This is a genomic window from Corynebacterium comes (assembly GCF_009734405.1).
In the GTDB taxonomy this organism is placed as follows: Bacteria; Actinomycetota; Actinomycetes; order Mycobacteriales; family Mycobacteriaceae; genus Corynebacterium; species Corynebacterium comes.
This window is the reverse complement of record NZ_CP046453.1, coordinates 1,890,997-1,910,415: the sequence shown is the minus strand read 5'-3', so window position 1 is coordinate 1,910,415 and position 19,419 is coordinate 1,890,997. Positions and strand designations below refer to the sequence as shown.

17 protein-coding genes and 1 other RNA gene are annotated in these 19,419 nt (G+C 67.4%); 12 read left to right on the top strand and 6 right to left on the bottom strand.

The genetic code is table 11. From position 1 onward, the window contains the following. Positions 1-16 precede the first annotated feature (16 nt). The 4 genes from CETAM_RS09145 to rnpB all read left to right on the top strand — a co-directional run bounded on the left by CETAM_RS09145 (position 17) and on the right by rnpB (position 3,555). On the top strand, positions 17-1,165 hold the full coding sequence (locus tag CETAM_RS09145; protein ID WP_156228573.1) for a Nif3-like dinuclear metal center hexameric protein: 1,149 nt from the start codon (positions 17-19) through the stop codon (positions 1,163-1,165). Beyond that, a complete protein-coding gene (locus CETAM_RS09140; RefSeq protein ID WP_156228572.1) occupies positions 1,162-1,884 on the top strand; it encodes a zinc ribbon domain-containing protein in 723 nt (240 codons plus the stop codon). Before CETAM_RS09145 ends, CETAM_RS09140 begins: the two co-directional genes overlap by 4 nt. Continuing rightward, complete coding sequence (locus CETAM_RS09135; protein ID WP_231587423.1) at positions 1,884-3,086, top strand: bifunctional RNase H/acid phosphatase; 1,203 nt, start codon at positions 1,884-1,886, stop codon at positions 3,084-3,086. Before CETAM_RS09140 ends, CETAM_RS09135 begins: the two co-directional genes overlap by 1 nt. Before the next feature lie 63 nt (positions 3,087-3,149). Further along, positions 3,150-3,555, top strand: an RNA gene (gene rnpB / locus CETAM_RS09130) — RNase P RNA component class A. Here the strand turns inward: rnpB and CETAM_RS09125 are convergent. Further along, positions 3,549-3,785: a hypothetical protein gene (locus tag CETAM_RS09125; RefSeq protein WP_156228570.1), complete on the bottom strand. Its 237-nt coding sequence runs from the start codon at positions 3,783-3,785 to the stop codon at positions 3,549-3,551. The two genes, rnpB and CETAM_RS09125, sit on opposite strands and share 7 nt — an antisense overlap. 93 nt (positions 3,786-3,878) lie before the next feature. Here CETAM_RS09125 and CETAM_RS09120 point away from each other — a divergent pair, with 93 nt between their 5' ends. Beyond that, positions 3,879-4,928 (top strand): alpha/beta fold hydrolase, encoded by a 1,050-nt coding sequence (locus CETAM_RS09120; RefSeq protein WP_156229462.1) that lies wholly within the window; start codon positions 3,879-3,881, stop codon positions 4,926-4,928. 31 nt (positions 4,929-4,959) lie between these two features. Continuing rightward, complete coding sequence (locus CETAM_RS09115) at positions 4,960-6,357, top strand: RNB domain-containing ribonuclease (protein WP_156228569.1); 1,398 nt, start codon at positions 4,960-4,962, stop codon at positions 6,355-6,357. Positions 6,358-6,410: 53 nt separating this feature from the next. Here the strand turns inward: CETAM_RS09115 and CETAM_RS09110 are convergent, their stop codons facing one another. Continuing rightward, positions 6,411-7,691, bottom strand: a complete 1,281-nt coding sequence (locus CETAM_RS09110) for a galactokinase family protein (RefSeq protein ID WP_156228568.1) — start codon at positions 7,689-7,691, stop codon at positions 6,411-6,413. 114 nt (positions 7,692-7,805) lie between these two features. Between CETAM_RS09110 and CETAM_RS09105 the strand changes: the two genes are divergently transcribed. After that, the gene (locus CETAM_RS09105) at positions 7,806-8,027 is read left to right on the top strand and encodes a hypothetical protein (RefSeq protein WP_156228567.1); all 222 of its coding nucleotides are present in this window, start codon (positions 7,806-7,808) and stop codon (positions 8,025-8,027) included. 76 nt (positions 8,028-8,103) lie between these two features. Here CETAM_RS09105 and CETAM_RS09100 read toward each other — a convergent pair whose 3' ends face one another. Both CETAM_RS09100 and CETAM_RS09095 read right to left on the bottom strand, forming a co-directional pair. After that, positions 8,104-9,903 carry a CYTH and CHAD domain-containing protein gene (locus CETAM_RS09100; RefSeq protein WP_156228566.1) on the bottom strand — a complete coding sequence of 600 codons (1,800 nt, stop codon included), beginning with the start codon at positions 9,901-9,903 and terminating at the stop codon, positions 8,104-8,106. A 97-nt stretch (positions 9,904-10,000) separates the two neighbouring features. Next, on the bottom strand, positions 10,001-11,083 hold the full coding sequence (locus tag CETAM_RS09095) for a DUF2786 domain-containing protein (RefSeq protein WP_156228565.1): 1,083 nt from the start codon (positions 11,081-11,083) through the stop codon (positions 10,001-10,003). Positions 11,084-11,294: 211 nt separating this feature from the next. Here CETAM_RS09095 and CETAM_RS09090 point away from each other — a divergent pair, with 211 nt between their 5' ends. From CETAM_RS09090 to CETAM_RS09070, 5 genes are all read left to right on the top strand, one after another. Beyond that, positions 11,295-12,632: a glutamine synthetase family protein gene (locus CETAM_RS09090; protein ID WP_156228564.1), complete on the top strand. Its 1,338-nt coding sequence runs from the start codon at positions 11,295-11,297 to the stop codon at positions 12,630-12,632. 16 nt (positions 12,633-12,648) lie between these two features. After that, the gene (locus tag CETAM_RS09085; RefSeq protein WP_156228563.1) at positions 12,649-15,750 is read left to right on the top strand and encodes a bifunctional [glutamine synthetase] adenylyltransferase/[glutamine synthetase]-adenylyl-L-tyrosine phosphorylase; all 3,102 of its coding nucleotides are present in this window, start codon (positions 12,649-12,651) and stop codon (positions 15,748-15,750) included. 100 nt (positions 15,751-15,850) lie between these two features. Then, positions 15,851-16,186 (top strand): hypothetical protein, encoded by a 336-nt coding sequence (locus CETAM_RS09080; protein WP_156228562.1) that lies wholly within the window; start codon positions 15,851-15,853, stop codon positions 16,184-16,186. A gap of 59 nt (positions 16,187-16,245) precedes the next feature. Further along, on the top strand, positions 16,246-16,434 hold the full coding sequence (locus CETAM_RS09075) for a hypothetical protein (protein ID WP_156228561.1): 189 nt from the start codon (positions 16,246-16,248) through the stop codon (positions 16,432-16,434). A 9-nt stretch (positions 16,435-16,443) separates the two neighbouring features. Beyond that, complete coding sequence (locus tag CETAM_RS09070) at positions 16,444-17,148, top strand: AAA family ATPase (protein ID WP_156228560.1); 705 nt, start codon at positions 16,444-16,446, stop codon at positions 17,146-17,148. A gap of 189 nt (positions 17,149-17,337) precedes the next feature. On the opposite strand, the gene CETAM_RS09065 is transcribed toward CETAM_RS09070, so the two are convergent. Beyond that, positions 17,338-17,937 (bottom strand): excalibur calcium-binding domain-containing protein, encoded by a 600-nt coding sequence (locus CETAM_RS09065; RefSeq protein ID WP_156228559.1) that lies wholly within the window; start codon positions 17,935-17,937, stop codon positions 17,338-17,340. Between the two features lie 77 nt (positions 17,938-18,014). Next, entirely contained in the window at positions 18,015-19,376 is a 1,362-nt protein-coding gene (locus CETAM_RS09060) for an MFS transporter (RefSeq protein ID WP_156228558.1), read from the bottom strand. Between the last annotated feature and the right edge of the window lie 43 nt (positions 19,377-19,419).

Genomic DNA, 19,419 nt, shown 5'->3' with positions numbered 1-19,419 from the left:
TCTACACTAAGGAGCCATGAGTACTGTCGCTGAGATCCGGAGGGTCCTCGAGACCGCCTACCCGCCGTCGCTCGCGGAGAGCTGGGACGCAGTGGGGCTGATCTGTGGGGATCCGGCGGATGAGGTCCGAACGGTGGCGTTCGCGCTGGACTGCACCCAGGCCGTCGCCGAGGAGGCGGTGCGCATCGGTGCGCAGATGCTGGTGATCCACCATCCCCTGCTCATGCGGGGGGTGACGTCCGTGGCGGCCGACACCCCGAAGGGCAGGGTCATCCACACCCTCATCAGGGGCGGGGTGGCGCTGTTCGCCGCGCACACCAACGCCGACTCCGCCCGCCCCGGCGTCAACGACCGCCTCGCCGAGCTGGTGGGCATCACCCCGGGCCGGCCGATCCTGCCGAAGTCCGGCGCGGGCGTGGACAAGTGGGGCGTGCACGTTCCCCCGGGCGACGCCGAGGCGCTGAAGCGGGCACTGTTCGAGGCGGGCGCCGGCGAGATCGGCGACTACCGCGACTGCGCCTTCGAGATCGAGGGCACCGGCCAGTTCACGCCCGTCGCCGGCGCCGACCCGACCGACGGCGAGGTCGGCGTACCGCACCGGGCGACTGAGCTGCGGGTCGAGTTCGTCGCCCCCGCTTCCCGACGCCGCGCCCTCATCACCGCCCTCCGCGCCACCCACCCCTACGAGGAGCCCGCCTTCGACATCCTCGAGATGGCCGACACCTCGGATAACACCCGGGCCCCCGGACTGGGTAGGATCGGTGAGTTGCCCGAACCGATGACCCTGCGGGACTTCACCCAACAGGTCGCCGACGCCCTGCCACAGACCGAGTGGGGGGTGCGTGCCGCGGGCGACCCGGACGCCATCATCCGCACCGTGGCGGTGAGCTCCGGGTCCGGCGACAGCTTCCTCGACGCAGTACGGGGCCTGGGCGTGGACGCCTACGTCACCTCCGACCTGCGGCACCACCCCGTCGATGAATACCTGCGGGCCGGCGGCCCGCCCGTCATCGACACCGCCCACTGGGCGAGCGAATTCCCGTGGACCGCGCAGGCGGCGGGGATCGTCGGGGAGAAGGCGGGCGTGGCTACGCACGTCATCGACCTGCGCACCGACCCCTGGACCCTGTCCGCTCACGCACACGATCAGAAAGATCAGACATGAAACTCGACCCGAAGCAGCAGGCCGTCCTGCTTGAGCTGGCCAACACCGAACGTTCCCTCGAAGTGGTGGGCGACAAGGCATTCGTGACCCCCGAACAGACGGAATACGAACGCCTCGTCCAGGAACAGCAGCGCATGCTCAACGCCTCCGCCTCCGCCCGGATGGCCGTCGACGACATGGAGGCCGAGATCCTGCGCATCCAGGAGGACGAGCGCAAGCTGCGCAAGCGTGAACGCGACGACAAGGCGCAGCTGACCGCCGAGACCGACCCGGAGCGCCGCCGCGAACTGGAACACGACCGCTACTCCGCCAAGTCCCGCATCGCCGACCTGATGAGCGAACTCGCCGAAAGCCACAACCAGATCCACGCCCTGCGCAACAACCTCGACGTCCACGGCGCGAAGTCCGACGAGCTCACCCGCCAGCTCGAGATGGCCAAGCGCGCCGCCGACGCCGCCAACGCCGCGGCCGCCGCAGTCACCGACCCCGAGACCCGCATCGCCGAGCTGCGCTCCCAGCTCCCCGCGGACGTGCTCGCCGAGTACGAGGCCCAGAAGAACGACTCCGACGTCGGCGCCGCCGACTTCAACGGACGCACCTGCGGCGGTTGCTACATCGTGCTGTCCGGCATGGACCAGGAACGCGTGCGCCGGGCACCCGCCGACGAGCTGCCCCACTGCCCGGAATGCGGCACCTACCTCGTCCGGAAGCAGTCCTAGTGCCCGGACATAACCATGTGATCGTCTACGCCGACGGCGGCTCCCGCGGAAACCCCGGGATCGCCGGCTCCGGAACCGTCGTCTACGCCGCCGACGGAAAAACCGTCCTGCGCGACATCGTCTACGTCGTGGGCAAACGCGCCACCAACAACGTCGCCGAATACCACGGCATGCTCCGCGGCCTGGAGGCCGCACGGGACCTGGGCGCCCAGACCCTCGAGGTCTTCATGGACTCCAAACTCGTCGTCGAGCAGATGAGCGGACGCTGGAAGATCAAGCACGCCGACATGCAGAAACTCGCCCTCGAGGCACGCCCCCTCCTCGACCACTTCGACCGGGTCACCTTCACCTGGGTGCCGCGCGCGAAGAACTCCGCCGCCGACGCACTGTCCAACCAGGCGATGGATGCCGCCGCCGCCGGACACGCGCCGGGGATTGTGGGCGGGACGTCGGTGCCTGAACAGGCAGGGTCTGAGCAGGCGGAGCCGTCGGAGGGGGAGCGCGGCGCCGACGACTGCGAGATCGTCGCCACCGCCCAGTCCACCTCGGGAACCCCCTCCCACTGGACCGGGGCGACCTCCCCGCCGACCCGCTTCGTGCTGCTTCGTCACGGCCAGACCGAAATGTCCGCAGCGAAACAGTACTCGGGCCACTCCGATCCCTCGCTCACGGACCTCGGCGTGCAGCAGGCCGCCGCCGCGGCCCGCATGCTCCAGTCACGGGGCGGGATCGACGCCATCGTCACCTCCCCCCTGACCCGCTGCGTGCAGACCGCCGAGGCGGCCGCGAAGCTCCTCGGGCTCGAGGTGGAGATCATCGACGAACTCATCGAGCAGGACTTCGGCGAGTGGGAGGGCAGAACCTTCGACGAGGCCCACGCCATGTCCCCCCACCTCCACGAAGAGTGGCTGTCCAACCCCACCGTCACCCCGCCCGGCGGCGAGTCCCTGCAGATCCTGCACAACCGTGTGCGCGCCGTGCGTCGGGACCTGCAGCAGCGTTACGAGTGCAGGACCGTGCTCGTGGTCAGCCACGTCACCCCGATCAAGTCCTTCATCCGGCAGGCACTGGACGCGGGCCCCCACGTGGTGTCCCGGATGTTCCTGGACCTGGCCTCGCTCAGCGTGGTCGAGTTCTTCGGCGAGGAAGCCCGCGTCGGGTCGACCCTGCGCATCTTCAACGACACCGCGCATCTGCGCTGATCGGTGCCCTGACCTCGGCTCTTCCGGAACGCGGACGGGCAGAGTAAGGTGGACCTTCGCGAATGAGTCGGCCGGGTGATCGCGGCCCCCTCACCACCCCGTCGTCGGGGCAGGAGGGGGTCGAGGAAAGTCCGGACTCCACCGAGCACGGTGGTTGCTAACGGCAACCCGGGGTGACCCGCGGGCAAGTGCAACAGAAAGTAGACCGCCCTGCCGCTCCGGCGGCAGGGTAAGGGTGAAAGGGTGCGGTAAGAGCGCACCGGCGGGGCAGGTGACTGTCCCGGCCAGGTAAACCCCACCGGGAGCAAGGCATCATGGTCTGCCACGTCGCAGGCCGGATCGGACGTCTGAGGGCTGCTCGCCCGAGTCCGAAGGTAGCTGCTTGAGGCGGTCAGCGATGACCCGCCCAGATGGATGATCACCGCCCCTTGACGGGGTACAGAATCCGGCTTACAGGTCGACTCATTCGCCCTTTTTCACCAGATCCCGCAGCTGCTTCTCCACCACCCCCCGCGCGGCCGCGATGTTCTCCGACGCCGTGCACACGCCGCGCCGGGCCGAATAACGCTCCCATTCCCGCCGGATCAGCTCCGCGATGACCTGGTCGGGGGAGCGGCCGGATTCGTCGGCGAGCATCTCCAGCTGGGCCTGGTGGGTCTCGGACAGGGAGATCACGATGGACGGGTCTTCAGAACTCATGGTCAAATACCGTACCCGGGTACAGGATCAGGCCCTAAGGTGTATGTCACGTCACAGCAGCTGCTCGTCGCGACACCGCCGGAGGAGACCCGCATGTACCACAACCCCTTCTACACCCCCGAAGTCCAGGGCCCGTACGAGCTGATCAGCATCGGCCGACTCGAGCTCGAGCGCGGCGGCGTCATCAGGGACTGCAGGCTGGCCGTCGCCACACGCGGCACCCTCAACGAAGCCCGGGACAACGCCATCCTCATCCCCACCTGGTTCACCGGCACCCACCAGGCGTGGCTCGACACCTACATCGGGCCCGGGCATGCACTGGACCCGTCGAAGTACTTCATCGTCATCGTCAACCAGATCGGCAACGGCCTGTCCACCTCGCCGCACAACACCGAAGACGAATCGATCGCCATGTCCCGCTTCCCCTTCGTCACCATCGGCGACGACGTCGTCGCGCAGGAGCGGCTGCTGCGCGAGCACTTCGACATCACCGAACTCTTCGCCGTGGTCGGTGCCTCCATGGGCGCGCAGCAGGCCTACGAATGGGCGGTACGTTTCCCCGACCGCGTCCATCGTGTCGCCCCCATCGCCGGCACCGCGAAGAACACCCCGCACGACGTCCTGTTCACACAGGTGCTTCTCGACGCCGTCACCTCCGACCCCGGATTCAAGGGCGGCGAGCACACCAGCAACGAGGACGTCGAGGTCGGACTCAAACGACACGCCCGGGTCTGGGCGGTCATGGGCCTGTCCACCGAATGGTGGAAGCAGGAGGCCTGGCGCGACCTGGGCATGGAGACCCCGCAGCAGACCGTCCAGGAATTCCTCGAGCCGATCTTCGCCTCACTGGATCCGAACTCCCTGCTGGTGATGGGCCGCAAATGGCAGCACGGTGACGTGTCCAGGCACACCGACGGTGACCTGGCCGAAGCGCTCGGCCGGGTGCGGGCGAAGGTGTTCAGCATGCCCATCAGCGAGGACATGTTCTTCCCCGTCCGTGACTGCGCCGCCGAAGTCGATCTCATCCCGGGCGCGGAGCTGCGCGTCATCGATGACCTGGCAGGACACTTCGGGCTCTTCGGATTCGTTCCCTCCTACATGGAGCAGGTCAACCAGCATCTGGAGGAGTTGTTCGCCTCCTGATCCGGGAGCGGCTGTGTAAGAATGGGGCCTCATGAAGCTCTATGCAGCGCCCCTGAACTTCCGCGGCATCGCCGAGGAGTTCGACGTACCCACCGATTTTCCGCCGGAGCTCCGCGCGGAGGCCGCGGCGGCCACGGACCGTTTCGCGGGCGGGCGTCGAGACGCACGCGGCATCCCCCTGGTCACCATCGACCCGGTCGGTTCGATGGACCTGGACCAGGCGGTGTACATCGAACGCAGCGCCACCGGATACCGGGTGCTCTACGCCATCGCCGACGTCGTCGCATTCATCGAGCCCGGCGGCAGCCTCGAGGCGGAGTCGATGCGCCGCGGCCAGACCATCTACCTGCCCGACGAGCCGTCCCGACTCCACCCGGCGGAACTCTCCGAGGGCTCGGCCTCCCTGCTTCCCGAGGTCGACCGCCCCGCCGTCCTCTGGACCATCAACCTCGACATCGCCGGCGAGGTCCGCGACTTCAACGTTGAACGCGCCCTCATCAGGTCGCACGCCCGACTCAACTACGACGAAGTCCACGAGGACTACCTCGCCGGAAGCATGCACCCCGCCATCGAACTGCTCCCCGAGGTCGGCCAGCTCCGGGAAGTCTCCGCCCTCAGGCGTCACGCGATCAACCTCCGCCTTCCCTCCCAGCGCGTCCTCGCCCACGACGACGGCACCTACGGGCTCACCATCGAGCCCCGCCACGAGGTCATGGACTGGAACTCCGAGATCTCCCTGCTCACCGGCATGTGTGCCGGTAACCTCATGGTCGAGCACGGCGCCGGGCTGCTGCGGACTCTGCGGCCGGCCACCCGGGAGGCGGAGGAGTTGTTCCGCGCCGAGGCCCGCGCCCTGGGATATGAGCTTGCCGAGGACGGCGAGATCGGCGACTTCCTCCAGCACGTCGACGCCACCGACGCCCGCGGCATGGCCGTCATGCGTGAGGCCCAGAAGCTGCTCCGCGGCTCCGGTTACGTGAGTCTGCGCAACGGCGAGGCCGAGGTCCACGCCGGGATCGGCGGCTACTACGCCCACGTCACCGCGCCTCTCCGCCGCCTCATCGACCGCTTCGCCACCGAATACTGCCTGGCCATCTGCGCAGGCCAGGAGGTGCCCGCCTGGGTAACCGAGCGTGCCGACGACGTCATCGAGGCCATGCAACGTACCTCCCAGCTGGCCAGCGCCGTCGACCGCGCATGTCTCGACCTGACCGAGGCCACCGTCCTCGCCCCCTGGGTCGGCCACAACTTCGACGCCGTCATCCTCACCTCCGACGCCGAGCGCGACCAGGCGCGCATCTTCGTCCCCGAGCCCCCGGTCCTGGCCAACGCCCTCGGCCACCCGGAGCAGGGCACCGCGACGAAGGTCTCGCTCATCCGCGCGGACGTGGAGTCCCGCGACGTCGCCTTCGCCTGGCCCGCGGACTAAGGCCTGCCCGTTCCCTGACGTGGCGGTGGGCAGGTGCAGTGGGGAAGCCTCTGTCAGTCCTGCTTCTCCAGACCTGCGGCCCTGCCCCGTCCCAGCCGCACCACGACGAGGCCGTCGTCGGAAAGATCCCGGGCGAAGTTCGACGCCTGTCGACCGCCGACACCCGCGATAACCCCCTCGACGTTGCCGGCCGACGCCGCCCGCGCTCCCAGCGCACCCCGCATCAGGCACAGCTGAACCATCGCTTCGGAGCCCAGCAGACCGTAGGGGCCGGTCAGTCCGGACTGGGACTGGGCGAGCAGCGGCCAGATGTCATCGGTGCGCCGCGACCTCAGCGCCCGGACCAACTGCTGCGCCCGGGCCGTCTCCTTCTCCTCGAAAGCCAGCCACGCGGCTGCTTCGCCTACCGACGGGGTGTCGTCTGTGCCGTGCACCTTATGGACGGCGGTCAGCCACTCGACGACGCGCTGCGGGGCGTCGGGAAGCAGCCGCAGTGACTCCGTACCGAAGGCGTGGCAGGCGTCCTCGACGAAACGCCGACGACGCGCGATCTCGTCCGACCGCCGCGTCCGCGCCTGCTGCACCGAAATGGCGAAGAACTCCAGATCGCTCGACTGCGGATGCGGGGCCTGGGTGACGGAACCGTCCGCGTAGTCGATGACCGACACCGAATCACCCGGCCCACGGAGCGCCGCGGTGTACCGGGCCCGCAGCGGCGGGGCGGGGGCGAACATCTCGGAGGACTGGCTGCACACCTCGGCCAGGCGGGTACGCATCGGCGCCTCATCCAGGTCGGGTGCATCGCCGAGCAGCGCCAGCGTAAAGGCAGCCTCCAGCGCGGCCTCGTCGCCGAGCCCCATGCCGTCCGGGATGTCGGTGACCACAGTGACGTCCAGGCCACTGGTGTCCCGGGAGAGCAACTGACGGTGGATCAAGGTCCACACGATGCCACCCAGTCGGACAGCGAGTCCGCCCGCCGGGGTCGGCGGCTCAACCGGGCGCCCGCGGTCGTCGACACCCGCCTGCTGGGTGGCGGCCAGATCAGAGACGACACCCATGCTCACCTGATCGTCGATGACCTTCACACCCTCGGGTGTGGTCGCGTGCAGAGTCACCTTCACGATGTCGTCGCCTCGCGGCGACAGCGCCACCGCCACCTCAAGCTCAGCCAGGGCGGCGAGCACCACGCCACCGGAGTGGTCCACGTGCTCACCCATGAGAAGCCACGTCGCGGGGGCGTGGGCCACATGGGTGGGATCCGCACCCACCTCCTCCCGATGAGCGGTGCGCGCACGGTCGGTGGTGGGAAGCTCGGCTGTAGGCCACATCGGCATGGTGCTTGTTCTCCTTACACTCTTGTCATCCTTGACTTTAGTCCCCACCGTACGGAGTTGAGCACGGGTAGCCTGGGAATCATCAGACGGACAGTCCCACTGAAGGAGGAAAACATGCTCCCCGAAGACGAGAAATGGTATTTCGACGCGAAGACCCGCGAAGTGACCCAGGGCAGAGAAGGTGCCTGGGACGACCGTATGGGCCCCTACGACACTCGTGAGGAAGCCGCTCACGCCCTTGAGGCCGCCGCCGCCCGCAACGCTGCTGCGGATGCAGAAGACAACTCCGAGGACGACTGGGGCAAGCCCGCCTCCTGGGATTCCGCCAAGAAGTAGCTCCGCCGCTCCCGCCGACCGGGACTGAGTGCCACGGCCCCTCCGTCTGAGATTCCAGGCGGAGGGGCCGTTGGTTCTACTTCTTCTGCTTCTTCTCCTCCTTGTGGGCCTTCCTGGCCTCCTTCTTCGCATCCTCCTTGGCGTTCTTCATCAACCGGTCGTAGGCGAACCTGATGGCCTTGACCTCTGCGGCGTACTCCTCGAGCGACTTCAGCCCGAGGGCGCGTTCACGCTGGTAGAGCAGGCCGTAACCGAAGGTGTCCTCGCCCCGACGGCGGGCGCCGTCCGCCATCTGCACCAGCCTGTCGCGTGAGGTCACGGCGTCCTGGAAGTCACCGAGACTGGCCTGCATCTGCTTGCACGCGTTGTACAGGCGCTTGGTCTTCAGTGAGGTTGCCGCACCCACGGCCTCCGCCGCGTAGCGCAGCTTCTTCGCGGACTTGCGCATGTCGTGGAAGTAGTTCTCGCGCTCGTGCAGGGTGAGCTCGTAGTTCTCCCAGTTTTCCACCGCCTTGCGGTGCCGCTTCATCAGCCGCTTGTAGGCCTCCTCCAGATGCTCGGAGAGGATCGCCTCGACCTCCTCCGCGGTCTGCGGTGCGGCTACGGCCTCGGCGGCCTCCTCCTCAGAGGTGGCCGGGGCCGGTTCGGCGAGATCAGTGTCGCCCTCTGCGACGATCTCCAGATCGGCGGCCTCATCCTCAGCGGCCGGCTCCTCCGCCTCAGTCGGGGGCCGGCTCAGGGCAGAGGCGTGGGCACCGACCACCGGAGGATCAGCGAGAAGCTGGTCAATGGCGTCCAGAAGATGGAGGTAGCGGTCGGAGTTCAGGGTGGCGATGACCCGGCGGTGGGCGCGGCGGTATTCCGCACCCATGTCCTCGCGGAGGTGCCCACGGGCGGTCTCGTCGAGTACTTCGGAGTCCTCCGAGTCGAGCAGGCTGAGGAAACGTTCCTCCACCACCTCCGCGTCGCGGGCGTGGCCCAGCATGCTGGCCAGAAGCTTCAGTTCGGCCTCGATGTACTCGAGTTCTTCACCGCCGAGGATGCCGTTGAAGGTCTCCATGTGGCTGCGCAGCTCGCGGGTGGCGACGCGCATCTGGTGGACGGAGTCCCACTCGTCGCGGCGCACCTTCGGGTCATACTCGTGCAGCTTGTCGCGGTTGAGCTTCAGGGCCGCAAGGACGGCAGCGGCCGGGGAATCAGGATCGACGTCGGCGTCGACGAGGAAAGGCGGCAGGGGAGCCTGGTGCGCGGAATCGCCGAGGGCCATGACCAGCTTGGAGGGGGCGGAAGACACCCGGGCGCCGGCGCTGATGAGCAGCTGGGTTGCGGAGTGCATGAGTGCGTCACCCTCCTCCGTACCCGGGGTTTCTCCGGCGAGCTCGATCTCCCACTCACGCCATGATGAGTGGGAACCACCCGGCAGCAGCGACCATGCCGAGACATGGTCATCGCAGAACTCGGCACGGGGGCTGCCGTCCTCGTCGGCGAGCACCGACTCCACCCGCTCATTGTCCACCTGGGCGATGGGTGCGAGCTCCTCGTTCCGGACCAGGGCGCGAACCTGGGAGAGGATCTCCTCGGGCACCTGGTACAGACCGTCCACCGGTTCGCCGAGCTCTGCGTGGATCTCCAGGCGGCCGCCCGTCGCCGGTAGCTTGAGGTGCCAGCCGTCGTCGTCCCCGCCTTCGCGGCGGCGGAGCGTGATCTTCGAACGGGTGAGACGCATATCCGTGGTGTCGTAGTAGATGGCGGACATCCGGTGGGTCCTGGTCGACGCGATCGTCTCCACCCCCGCCAGTCGGGTCAGGTCAGGCACGACGGCGGTGTCGACCACGGCGAACTTTGCTTCTACCTCTAGGAAAGTACGGGTGGGCATGGTGGATCCTCCGGAATCTGCGCAGGGAAAACAATACTCAGGACATGACACCTGATGGGTCCAACCTACCGCTGTGAGGGTTGTGGCGAGCGGTAGGTCAGGCATTTTCCATGGCCGGGCCTTGGGGTTCCAGGCGTGAACGCTCGGCGGCGCGGACGCCGTCTGCCGCTCCGGACGCGTGGTGTTCGTGGCCGAAGGAGATCCCCGTCGTGTGCGGGAAAAGCCGGTCGGTGGCGGCCCCTGACATCACGCCGCGGTGGGCCAGGACCGGCAGGATGTTCTTCTCCTCGTGCGGAGTCAGCGCGACCTCCTCGGCCGCCGCCGTGAGCAGATCCCCGATCCGGATGGCGTAGCTGAAGAGGAAGGAACGCCGGTAGGCGAGGGTCTGCCTTTCCCGTGCAGCCTCGTGGGCGCCCGGCGCGGTGCGCATGAAGTAGTCCCGTTGATGGTTGAGGCTGGCGAACAGTTCCGCGACATGCCGGACGTCGTCGGCGTGGCCTATCAGGCTGGCGATTGCGACGCTCCGGTTCAGGATGCTCCGGCAGGAGTTGGCGAACGAGACTCTGCTCAAGAGCAGGAACTGCTGTCTGACCCAGGGAGCCGTCAACCTGACCCGCAAGCTGACGACGTCTCCCGGTTCGGGGGAGAGGTGTCCGGACTGGACGTTGTCGATCCGGTATCGCTGACGCAGCTGCTGGGCCTTGGCCACGAGAGCTTCCGCCTCGGCGGCGAAGGTGGTCGACTCGGCCTTCTTCAGCAGGCCGGTGATCCGCTGTTGTGCCCGCCGTTGGTCGGTGCTCAGCCCGGCTGGGTCGAGGTCGCGGCCGCGGAGGAGGTGGAGATCGGTGAGCAGCTCGGTATCCCGAAAGACCGGCAGGTCACGCAGCTTTTCGGCGATCGTCTCCATCCTGCCGGTCGCACACTCACCGGTGTGCCGGTTGTCCGGGCTGTGGCACTGGCGACGCCACGCAGCCCGGACCGTGTCCGGGGCCACCGCTTCGACCTGCGGACGGGCAACGGCGAGGAACGGGTCGACCGATGAACCGACGAGGTGGCGGATGTCGTCGGGCGCCCACCCCAGGCGGGCTGCGGCGAGGATCCGGTCGACGATGGTCCACTGGAGTTCTTCCCGGTGGACGCGTTCTGGATCGGTGGAGGCGGGGAGGGTGGAGGCGGTCATGGTCTGACTCCGTTCATGGGAAAAGGTGTTCGATCTGTCCGTTCGGGAACAGTGGATCACGGTGCCCGGACATTGCCACCCCCGTTCGCCGGGGCGAGCCCTGGGGAACTGCGGGAACGGGAGCTTAAATCACCCCCGACGCCACCCGCGCCCGGCGGCGGGGAACCCGGTTTGACCCGGTCATGTCGGGTACGCAATTAGAGTGAGGGGCATGAATCGCCAACAGGAATTCGTGCTGCGCGCCGTGGAGGAAAGGGACATCCGTTTCATCCGGCTGTGGTTCACCGACATCCTCGGATATCTCAAGTCCGTCATGATGAGCCCCTCCGAGCTGGAGGGGGCGTTCGAGGAAGGCGTCGGGTTCGACGGATCCTCGATCGAGGGGCTGTCGCGGATCTCGGAATCCGACACGATCGCCCTGCCTGATCCCTCCACCTTCCAGATCCTGCCCTTCGACACCGATAACCCTGATCTGCAGACCGCGCGGATGTTCTGCGACATCACGATGCCGGACGGTCAGCCGTCCTGGTCTGATCCGCGGCAGATCCTGCGTCGCCAGGTGGAGCTCGCCGCCGACGAGGGATTCACCTGCATGATCTCGCCCGAGGTGGAGTTCTATCTGTTCCGGCCGGGTGCGGATCCCGGCAGCATTGAACCGACCGACAACGGCGGCTATTTCGATCAGGCGTCCCACAATATTGCGCCCCGATTTCGTCGGGAGGCAATGACCGCGCTCGACGCGATGGGCATTGTCACCGAGTTCTCCCACCATGAGACCGCCCCTGGCCAGCAGGAGATTGACCTGCGCCATGCGGATGCGTTGACGATGGCGGACAACATCATGACCTTCCGCTACCTGATCAAGCAGGTGGCCGCGTCCAACGGCGTGCGCGCCACATTCATGCCGAAGCCCTTCACCGAGCACGCAGGTTCCGCGATGCACTCGCACATCTCCCTTTTCGAGGGGGACACCAACGCCTTCCACGATCCGGACGATGAGATCTCGTTGTCCAAGACGGCGAAGCACTTCATCGCCGGTATCCTGCACCGGGCGCAGGAGATCTCCGCGGTGACCAATCAGTGGCCGAACTCCTACAAGCGCATCGTGTTCGGCAACGAGGCCCCGACGGCCGCCACCTGGGGTGTCTCCAACCGGTCGGCTCTCGTGCGGGTACCCACCTACCGGCTGTCGAAGGCGGATTCACGGCGGGTGGAGGTGCGGTCGTTGGACTCGGCGTCCAATCCCTACCTCGCATTCTCGGTCCTGCTCGCGGCCGGTCTGGAGGGCGTCCGCGGCGAGTTCGAGCTCCGGGATCCGGCAGAGGACGACATCTCGCGGCTCACCCGCCGCGAGCGGATGGCGATGGGGTACAAGGATCTCCCGGCTTCCCTGGATCATGCGCTGCGGATCCTGGAGAAGTCTGATTTCGTCGCCGACATCCTGGGGGAGCACGTCTACGAGTACTTTCTGCGCTCCAAGTGGAACGAATGGCACAACTACCAGGAACAGATCACGCCCTGGGAACTGCGCTCCAACCTGGACTACTGACCCCACCTAGGAGTTCATGAGCATGACCGCCCCGCGCGCCCGCACGACCGTTCCGTCCCCGGCCGTCCTCAGCCTCACGGGTACCCGTGCCGCCGAGGATCTCGCCTGGCTGGGCTGGGACAACCCGGAGTCCTCGGATCTGTTGTGGACGCTCAGCGGCGCCGGTGACGCGGATCTGGCGCTGAACACGCTCATCCGGGTCATGTCTGCCCTGGGCGACGCCCGCGCCGAGCTGGACCGTGCGCTCCGGAGCGACCCCGCTCTGCGTGTGCGACTGTTCGCGCTGCTGGGCGGATCCACCGCACTCGGCGACCACCTGGCCGCCAACCCGCACCTCTGGCAGGAACTCGCGCGCCCGCTGCCCACCCCGGAGGAGCTCATGCAGGTGCTGCTCGGCTGCGTGGATGCGGTACCTGCGACTTTCGGGGTGGGGGAGGAGACGGAGGTCGAGGCGGACACGGCCACCACGGACTTGAGAACACCCGGCACCTACCGCGCACGTCTCACCGGCCAGGAGGCCTCGACCACCCTCAAGCTGACCTACCGCACCCTCATCATGCGCCTCACGGCGCACGATCTTGCCGGCACGTTCGTCGCCCGCCGCGGACAGGGTACCGAACAACCCCAACTCTCGTTCACCACGGTGACGGGTCTGCTCACCTCGCTTGCCGACGCCGCCCTCACCGCCGCCCTCGCGGTCGCGGTGGCGGGTGTCTACGGGGATGAGGGGGGCGTGGATACACGCCTGGCGATCATGGCGATGGGCAAGTGCGGTGCCGGCGAACTGAACTACATCTCTGACGTCGACGTCATCTTCGTCGCAGAACCTCCCACCCCGAAGGCCACCCGCCTGGCGGGGGAGTTCATGCGCATCGGGTCGAAGGCGTTCTTCGACGTCGACGCCAACCTGCGCCCCGAGGGCAAGTCCGGTGCGCTCGTGCGGACACTGGACAGCCACGTCGCCTACTACAAGCGGTGGGCGGAGACCTGGGAGTTCCAGGCGCTGCTGAAGGCCAGACCGATGACCGGCGCGATGGATCTCGGGCGTGCCTACCTGGCGGCGTTGGCGCCGATGGTGTGGGCGGCGTCGCAACGCGACTCGTTTGTCGATGACGTCCAGGCCATGCGACGCCGCGTCCTGGAGAACGTGCCGGAGGCGATGCGGGAGCGCGAGCTGAAGCTCGGCGTCGGCGGGCTGCGCGACGTAGAGTTCGCGGTCCAGCTGCTCCAGCTCGTCCACGGCCGTTCGGATGATTCACTGCGGGTGCTGTCGACGGTGGAGGCGTTGTCCGCACTGGTCGCCGGCGGCTATGTCGGGCGGGAGGACGGCCACCAGCTGATCGAGGCCTATGAGTTCCTCCGGCTGCTGGAGCACCGCCTGCAACTGCACCGGCTGCGCCGCACCCACACCCTGCCGGCTGAAGATGACGAAAGGAACCTCTCCTGGCTTGCGCGGACCTCGGGGTTCTACGCCTCCGGCAAGAAGTCCGCGGTAGAGGCAATGCAGCGTGAGCTGCGGCATATCCGACTGCTGATCTCCGATCTGCATTCGCGGCTGTTCTACCGTCCGCTGCTGCACACCGTGGTCAACCTGTCCGTCGACGAACTGACCCTCTCCCCGGAGGCCGCGAAGCTGCAGCTCGCGGCCCTGGGTTACCGTCACCCGGCACGCGCCTTCGAGCACCTCACGGCGTTGGCGGCCGGCGGCACGCGGAAATCGAAGCTGCAGGCCATGCTCCTGCCGACGCTGATGACCTGGCTGTCGGAGACCGCCGACCCGGACGCCGGACTGCTCAACTACCGCAAACTCTCGGACGCGGCGTACGACCGTGTGTGGTTCCTGCGGATGCTGCGCGACGAGGGGGTGGTGGGGCAGCGGCTGATGCGGATCCTGGGGACCTCGCCGTTCACCTCGGACCTGATCATCTCCTCGCCGGACTTCATCAAGCAGCTCGGCGACGGCACCGCCGGGCCCAAGGTCATGGATCCGGCCCCTGACCAGGTGAACAAGGCGCTGGTGGCATCCTCGAAACGCCACGCGGACCCCGACCGGGCCGTCGCCGTCGCCAGGTCGCTCCGGCGGGTGGAACTGGCGAGGATCGCCTCCGCGGACCTGCTGGGATTCATGCCCGTCGACCAGGTCTGCCTGGAACTTTCGTTGGTGTGGGACGCCGTGCTGCAGGCCAGCCTGCTCGCCGAGGTGCGGTGGAGCCTCGAACAGCATGATCTGGAGGAACCTCCGGCCCGGATTTCGATCATCGGAATGGGCCGACTGGGCGGGGCCGAGCTCGGTTACGGCTCGGATGCCGACGTCATGTTCGTCTGCGAATCAGCCGAGGGAGTGGACGACCACGACGCCGTGAAGTGGGCCGTCGGGATCTGTGAGGGGATGCGTACGCGACTGGCCAAACCCTCCGGCGACCCGCCACTCGATGTTGACCTGGGGTTGCGCCCCGAGGGCAGGTCCGGCGCGGTGGTCCGCACCCTCGAATCCTACGAGCGCTACTACCGCCAGTGGGGTGAGGTCTGGGAGATCCAGGCTCTCCTGCGTGCGACGGTCGTCGCCGGCGATGAGGAACTGGGCACCCGCTTCCTGCGGATGATCGATGAGTTCCGCTACCCGGAGAACGGGGCGTCGGAAAGCGACATCCGCGAGATACGTCGCATGAAGGCGCGCATCGATGACGAGCGGCTGCCGCACGGCGCCGACCGCAACACCCACACCAAACTCGGCCGCGGAGCGCTCACCGACATCGAGTGGACCGTTCAACTGCTGACGATGAGGCACGCCCACGAGTACGAGGGACTGCACAACACCTCCACCCTCGAGATCCTCGACGTCCTGGCGGAGGAGAACATCATCCCGCCCGAGCAGGTGAGAATCCTGCGGGAGGCGTGGCTCTTCGCCACCAACGCCCGCAACGCGCTGGTGCTGGTCAAGGGGCGGCGCATGGATCAGCTGCCGGGACCGGGGCCGGCGCTCGCACAGGTGGCCGGTGCCGCCGGCTGGGACCCGGAGGACTACCAGGGGTATCTGGAGCACTACCTCCGGCTGACCAGAAAGGCCCGGCGGGTCGTCGACGAGGTGTTCTGGGGAGAGCAGACGATGCAGCCCTGAAACGGGGTCAGGTACCTCCCCTAAGGGTGGTGACAGACCCCTCGGCCACGCTTAGGCTGGGCCTTGACCACCCGCACCACCACCTCAAGGAGCCGACACCATGGCCGTTTCCCTGTCTATTGACCTGAACAACGCCACCTTCGCCGACCTCCGTGCGCTTGTCGACGCCGCCCGCACCGCCGGCGTCGACGACGACGTCTCCCTGGTGCTCAAGGAGAACATCCTCACCGTCACCGCCGATGACACCGCCGACCGGGTCGAGGCGGCGGATGCCCCGGCCGGGACCCCCGGACCGGGCGAAGACACCCACGGTCACCGCGGGCCTTTCAGCTCGGGTAACTGGGGCAGCCAGGCCGGGCCGATCGGAGATGCGGCGATCCGCAGCGTCATCGACATCCTCACCGGGCGCCAGGAGCCGCCGCGCCGCAACGGCTGAATCAGCTTCCCAGGCTGTTGCCACGGTGCCGGAAGGTCCGCCCCCTAGCCTCGGCGGCCATGGACACCACGAAGATCCGTCAGACGATCGCCGCCACCATGCTGGCCACTCTGCCGCTGTTCAGCGGGGTGGCCGTCACCCATTCCCTCGACCAGTCCATTGATGAGGTCCGGGGACTGGCACCTGCAGAGGTGGAGCCGCCGGGGATGGCGCTCGGAGCGCAGCTGGCAGAGGACGAAGAGCATTAACATGGGTTCATGTTCATCAGTTCGGTTCGACTGGAGGCCATCCAGGACGACACCTACATCCGCACGCTCCCGGTGGTCCGCCACCTGGCGGCTTTCGGGGCATTGCGGTTGACCGCGCCCGTCACCCTGTTCGTCGGTGACAACGGAGCGGGTAAGTCGACCCTGGTCGAGGCCATCGCCGTCGCCGTGGGTTTCGACGCCGCGGGCGGCCCGCTGCGTGACCAGGATTTCCGGGGGCAGGTCCACCGGACGGAATCAACCCTGTCGAAGTGGCTCACCCTGCGGGGACGCTCCATTCCCATGCGGGGTTATTTCCTGCGTGCGGAGACCCACTACGACACGGTCACCGTCCTTGACACCCTCCAGGAGGACGAGCCCTCCCTGCACGAGATGTCCCACGGCGAATCCGTGATGTCCATCCTGGCCGAGCAGATGGAGGGCGCCGGACTCTACATCTTCGACGAACCTGAATCGGGTCTGTCCATCGTGCGTCAGATGGCGCTTGTCGCGGAGATCGATCAGGCCGTGAAGCGTGGCGGGCAGTTCATCATCGCCACGCACTCGCCGATCATGATGGCCATCCCCGACGCCTCGATCATCGAGATCACCGAGAAAGGCATCTCGGAGACCGTCTTCGAGGAGGCGGAGGCGGTCCTCGCCATGCGGGAGTTCCTCGAGGACCCGCAGGGGACGATCCGCTACATCCTGGGCTGAGGGGGTCACTCGCAGGCGACGACATCAGCACCATCAGGCCGAGACCAGGGTTGATACGGCCGTTCGTGGCGGATGGGGCGGAAGTTGGCTTGCGGGGCCTCGTTGGCGTCTAGAAGCACAGAGAAAAATAGATGCCGCCACCCATTCCGGCGACGGCATCAGGAAGTACCACTCCAGAAGACTGGCGTCCTATTCGCAGGCGATGCCGTCGTAGTCGCGGTCCAGGCGCGGAGCCTCGTAGCCGGGCTGGCCGCGGTAGAGCGGGGCCTTGCCTGCGGCGCGGACTGCGGCACAGTTCCTGTAGTAGACGTTGTTGTTGGCAGGTGCCGGGGCGGGGGCCTGGTAGACCGGTGCGGGGGCGGGTGCCGGCTGCGGTGCCTGGTAGACCGGAGCGGGGGCCGGAGCAGGAGCAGGCGCCGGTGAAGGGGCCGGGGCGGGTGCCTGCTGCGGTGCCGGCGGTCCCGGGATGATGCCGGGCAGCGGGTTCGGGATGATGTGCTGCTGGACTGCCCAGTAAAGACCGCCTGCGATCAGGCCGGCAACCGCGAGGACGCCGATGACGGCGGTGAGTTCGCTGTCCGAAGAACCTGAATCGGATTCTGTGGCGTCCGTGGACGACTCCGATGAGCTGCCACTGGAGAGCCCGGAATCGGGATCAGTGCTGTCGGACGAGGAAGTCTCGGTGCTGAGCTGCGTCGACATGATCGCAGAGGTCTGGGCAGAGGCAGGCTGAACGGCGCCAAGAGTCACCGCGAGGGCGGTGACAAGGCCGATGATGGTTGTACGCATCCGCCTATTCTGGCACTTTACTTGACGTAACCTGTAAATCGTCTGTCACTGCGGGGGTGGCGGCGCCACCGAAGGATCTACTCCTCGGAGCTGTCCACCACCCGGACGGTGCCGCGGCCTGACCTGGAGCCGGCGGCGCGGCGTCGAGAAACGATGATGCGGGATGTGATCAGACCGGTCATGCCGATGCCCCACGTCACGATGACTGCCCACCAGGCGAAGCGGAAGTCCGTCCACGTGTAGGCCCGCCCGTCGGAGGAGTAGTCGAGCAGCAGGCCGACTGCCTGGGCGGCGAACATCCCGGCAAGGAAGCCACCCATGTTGGCCATGCCGGTGGCGGTGGCGACGATGCGACGGTCCAGGCTTTCGCGGATGTCGTCGAAACCGAAGTTCGAGGACGGGGTGAAGAAGGCCATGATGATGTTGACGATGATCAACGCCGTGATGCCGCGGGGCTCGGCGGGCAGGAAGAAAATGATCCACGCCAGGCCGATGAATCCGGAGAAGAGGATCGACGCCAGAACGCGGTTGTGCCCCAGGCGGGCGGAGACGGGGCCCAGGATCGGGCCGGCGGCGATGGAGGCGAGGACGTTGATGGTCAACACCATGCCGATGGCGGAGGCGGGCAGCCCCATACCCAGGGTGATCAGCGGCGCGCTCCACAGCAGCGTGAACACGATCTGCAGGAGCATCGCCGAGTAGTGGTTGAAGAATCCCTGCCAGCACAGAGGCTCCCGCAGCACCATGAGGAGCAGCCGTCCGAGGGGTATCTTCTCGGCCGGGGCCTTCTGCCCGGGGACATGGTCAGGGTCCTTGGCGTCCTTGGCCGCCGCCCAGGACTCGGGGGAATCGGCGACGGCGACGCCGGCCGCGATGGCGATGAGTACGCCGACGGCACCGAGGCTGAGGAAGGCGGTGGTCCAGCCGGGGCCGTGCAGCAGCGCCAGGAAGGGCACGGCGGAGAGGAACTGGCCGACCTGGCCGAGCGCCGCGGTCATCTGGGTGAACAGCGGCGTCTTCTTCAGCGGGAACCAGTAGGGGAGGATCCGCATCACGGACAGGAAAGCCGTCGCATCGCCGGCACCGATGAGCACGCGCGCGCCGATGGCCACCCAGTAGGAGGTGGTGAAGCCCAGGAGCACCTGGCCCGCCGCCATGATCAGCGCGCCGACGAAGAGGAGCTTCCGGGGCCCGAAGCGGTCGATGAGCATCCCCACCGGAATCTGTGCGGCCGCGTACACACCGATCTGCACCGCGGTGAACACGGCGATACGGGAGGCGTCGACACCGAACCGCTCGATCGCGTCCACCGAGGCGACACCGAAGGAGGTACGCCCGGTGATGGCCACCACGTAAACCAGCACCGCGGTCACCCAGACGATGAGCGCCTTGCGGGTCACCTGTGTACGGGGGTGCGGGATCAGCAGCGGGTTGGTCATACGTGGCACCTTAGACCGTGGCGTTACCGTGCGTTGCTTGTCG

Coding starts and splice junctions, on each gene's coding strand:
- CETAM_RS09090 (WP_156228564.1), top strand. CDS start 11,295: ATGAATCGCCAACAGGAATTCGTGCTGCGCGCCGTGGAGGAAAGGGAC.
- CETAM_RS09145 (WP_156228573.1), top strand. CDS start 17: ATGAGTACTGTCGCTGAGATCCGGAGGGTCCTCGAGACCGCCTACCCG.
- CETAM_RS09080 (WP_156228562.1), top strand. CDS start 15,851: ATGGCCGTTTCCCTGTCTATTGACCTGAACAACGCCACCTTCGCCGAC.
- CETAM_RS09110 (WP_156228568.1), bottom strand. CDS start 7,691: ATGCCGATGTGGCCTACAGCCGAGCTTCCCACCACCGACCGTGCGCGC.
- CETAM_RS09095 (WP_156228565.1), bottom strand. CDS start 11,083: ATGACCGCCTCCACCCTCCCCGCCTCCACCGATCCAGAACGCGTCCAC.
- CETAM_RS09100 (WP_156228566.1), bottom strand. CDS start 9,903: ATGCCCACCCGTACTTTCCTAGAGGTAGAAGCAAAGTTCGCCGTGGTC.
- CETAM_RS09125 (WP_156228570.1), bottom strand. CDS start 3,785: ATGAGTTCTGAAGACCCGTCCATCGTGATCTCCCTGTCCGAGACCCAC.
- CETAM_RS09085 (WP_156228563.1), top strand. CDS start 12,649: ATGAGCATGACCGCCCCGCGCGCCCGCACGACCGTTCCGTCCCCGGCC.
- CETAM_RS09115 (WP_156228569.1), top strand. CDS start 4,960: ATGAAGCTCTATGCAGCGCCCCTGAACTTCCGCGGCATCGCCGAGGAG.
- CETAM_RS09105 (WP_156228567.1), top strand. CDS start 7,806: ATGCTCCCCGAAGACGAGAAATGGTATTTCGACGCGAAGACCCGCGAA.
- CETAM_RS09140 (WP_156228572.1), top strand. CDS start 1,162: ATGAAACTCGACCCGAAGCAGCAGGCCGTCCTGCTTGAGCTGGCCAAC.
- CETAM_RS09075 (WP_156228561.1), top strand. CDS start 16,246: ATGGACACCACGAAGATCCGTCAGACGATCGCCGCCACCATGCTGGCC.
- CETAM_RS09060 (WP_156228558.1), bottom strand. CDS start 19,376: ATGACCAACCCGCTGCTGATCCCGCACCCCCGTACACAGGTGACCCGC.
- CETAM_RS09065 (WP_156228559.1), bottom strand. CDS start 17,937: ATGCGTACAACCATCATCGGCCTTGTCACCGCCCTCGCGGTGACTCTT.
- CETAM_RS09070 (WP_156228560.1), top strand. CDS start 16,444: ATGTTCATCAGTTCGGTTCGACTGGAGGCCATCCAGGACGACACCTAC.
- CETAM_RS09120 (WP_156229462.1), top strand. CDS start 3,879: ATGTACCACAACCCCTTCTACACCCCCGAAGTCCAGGGCCCGTACGAG.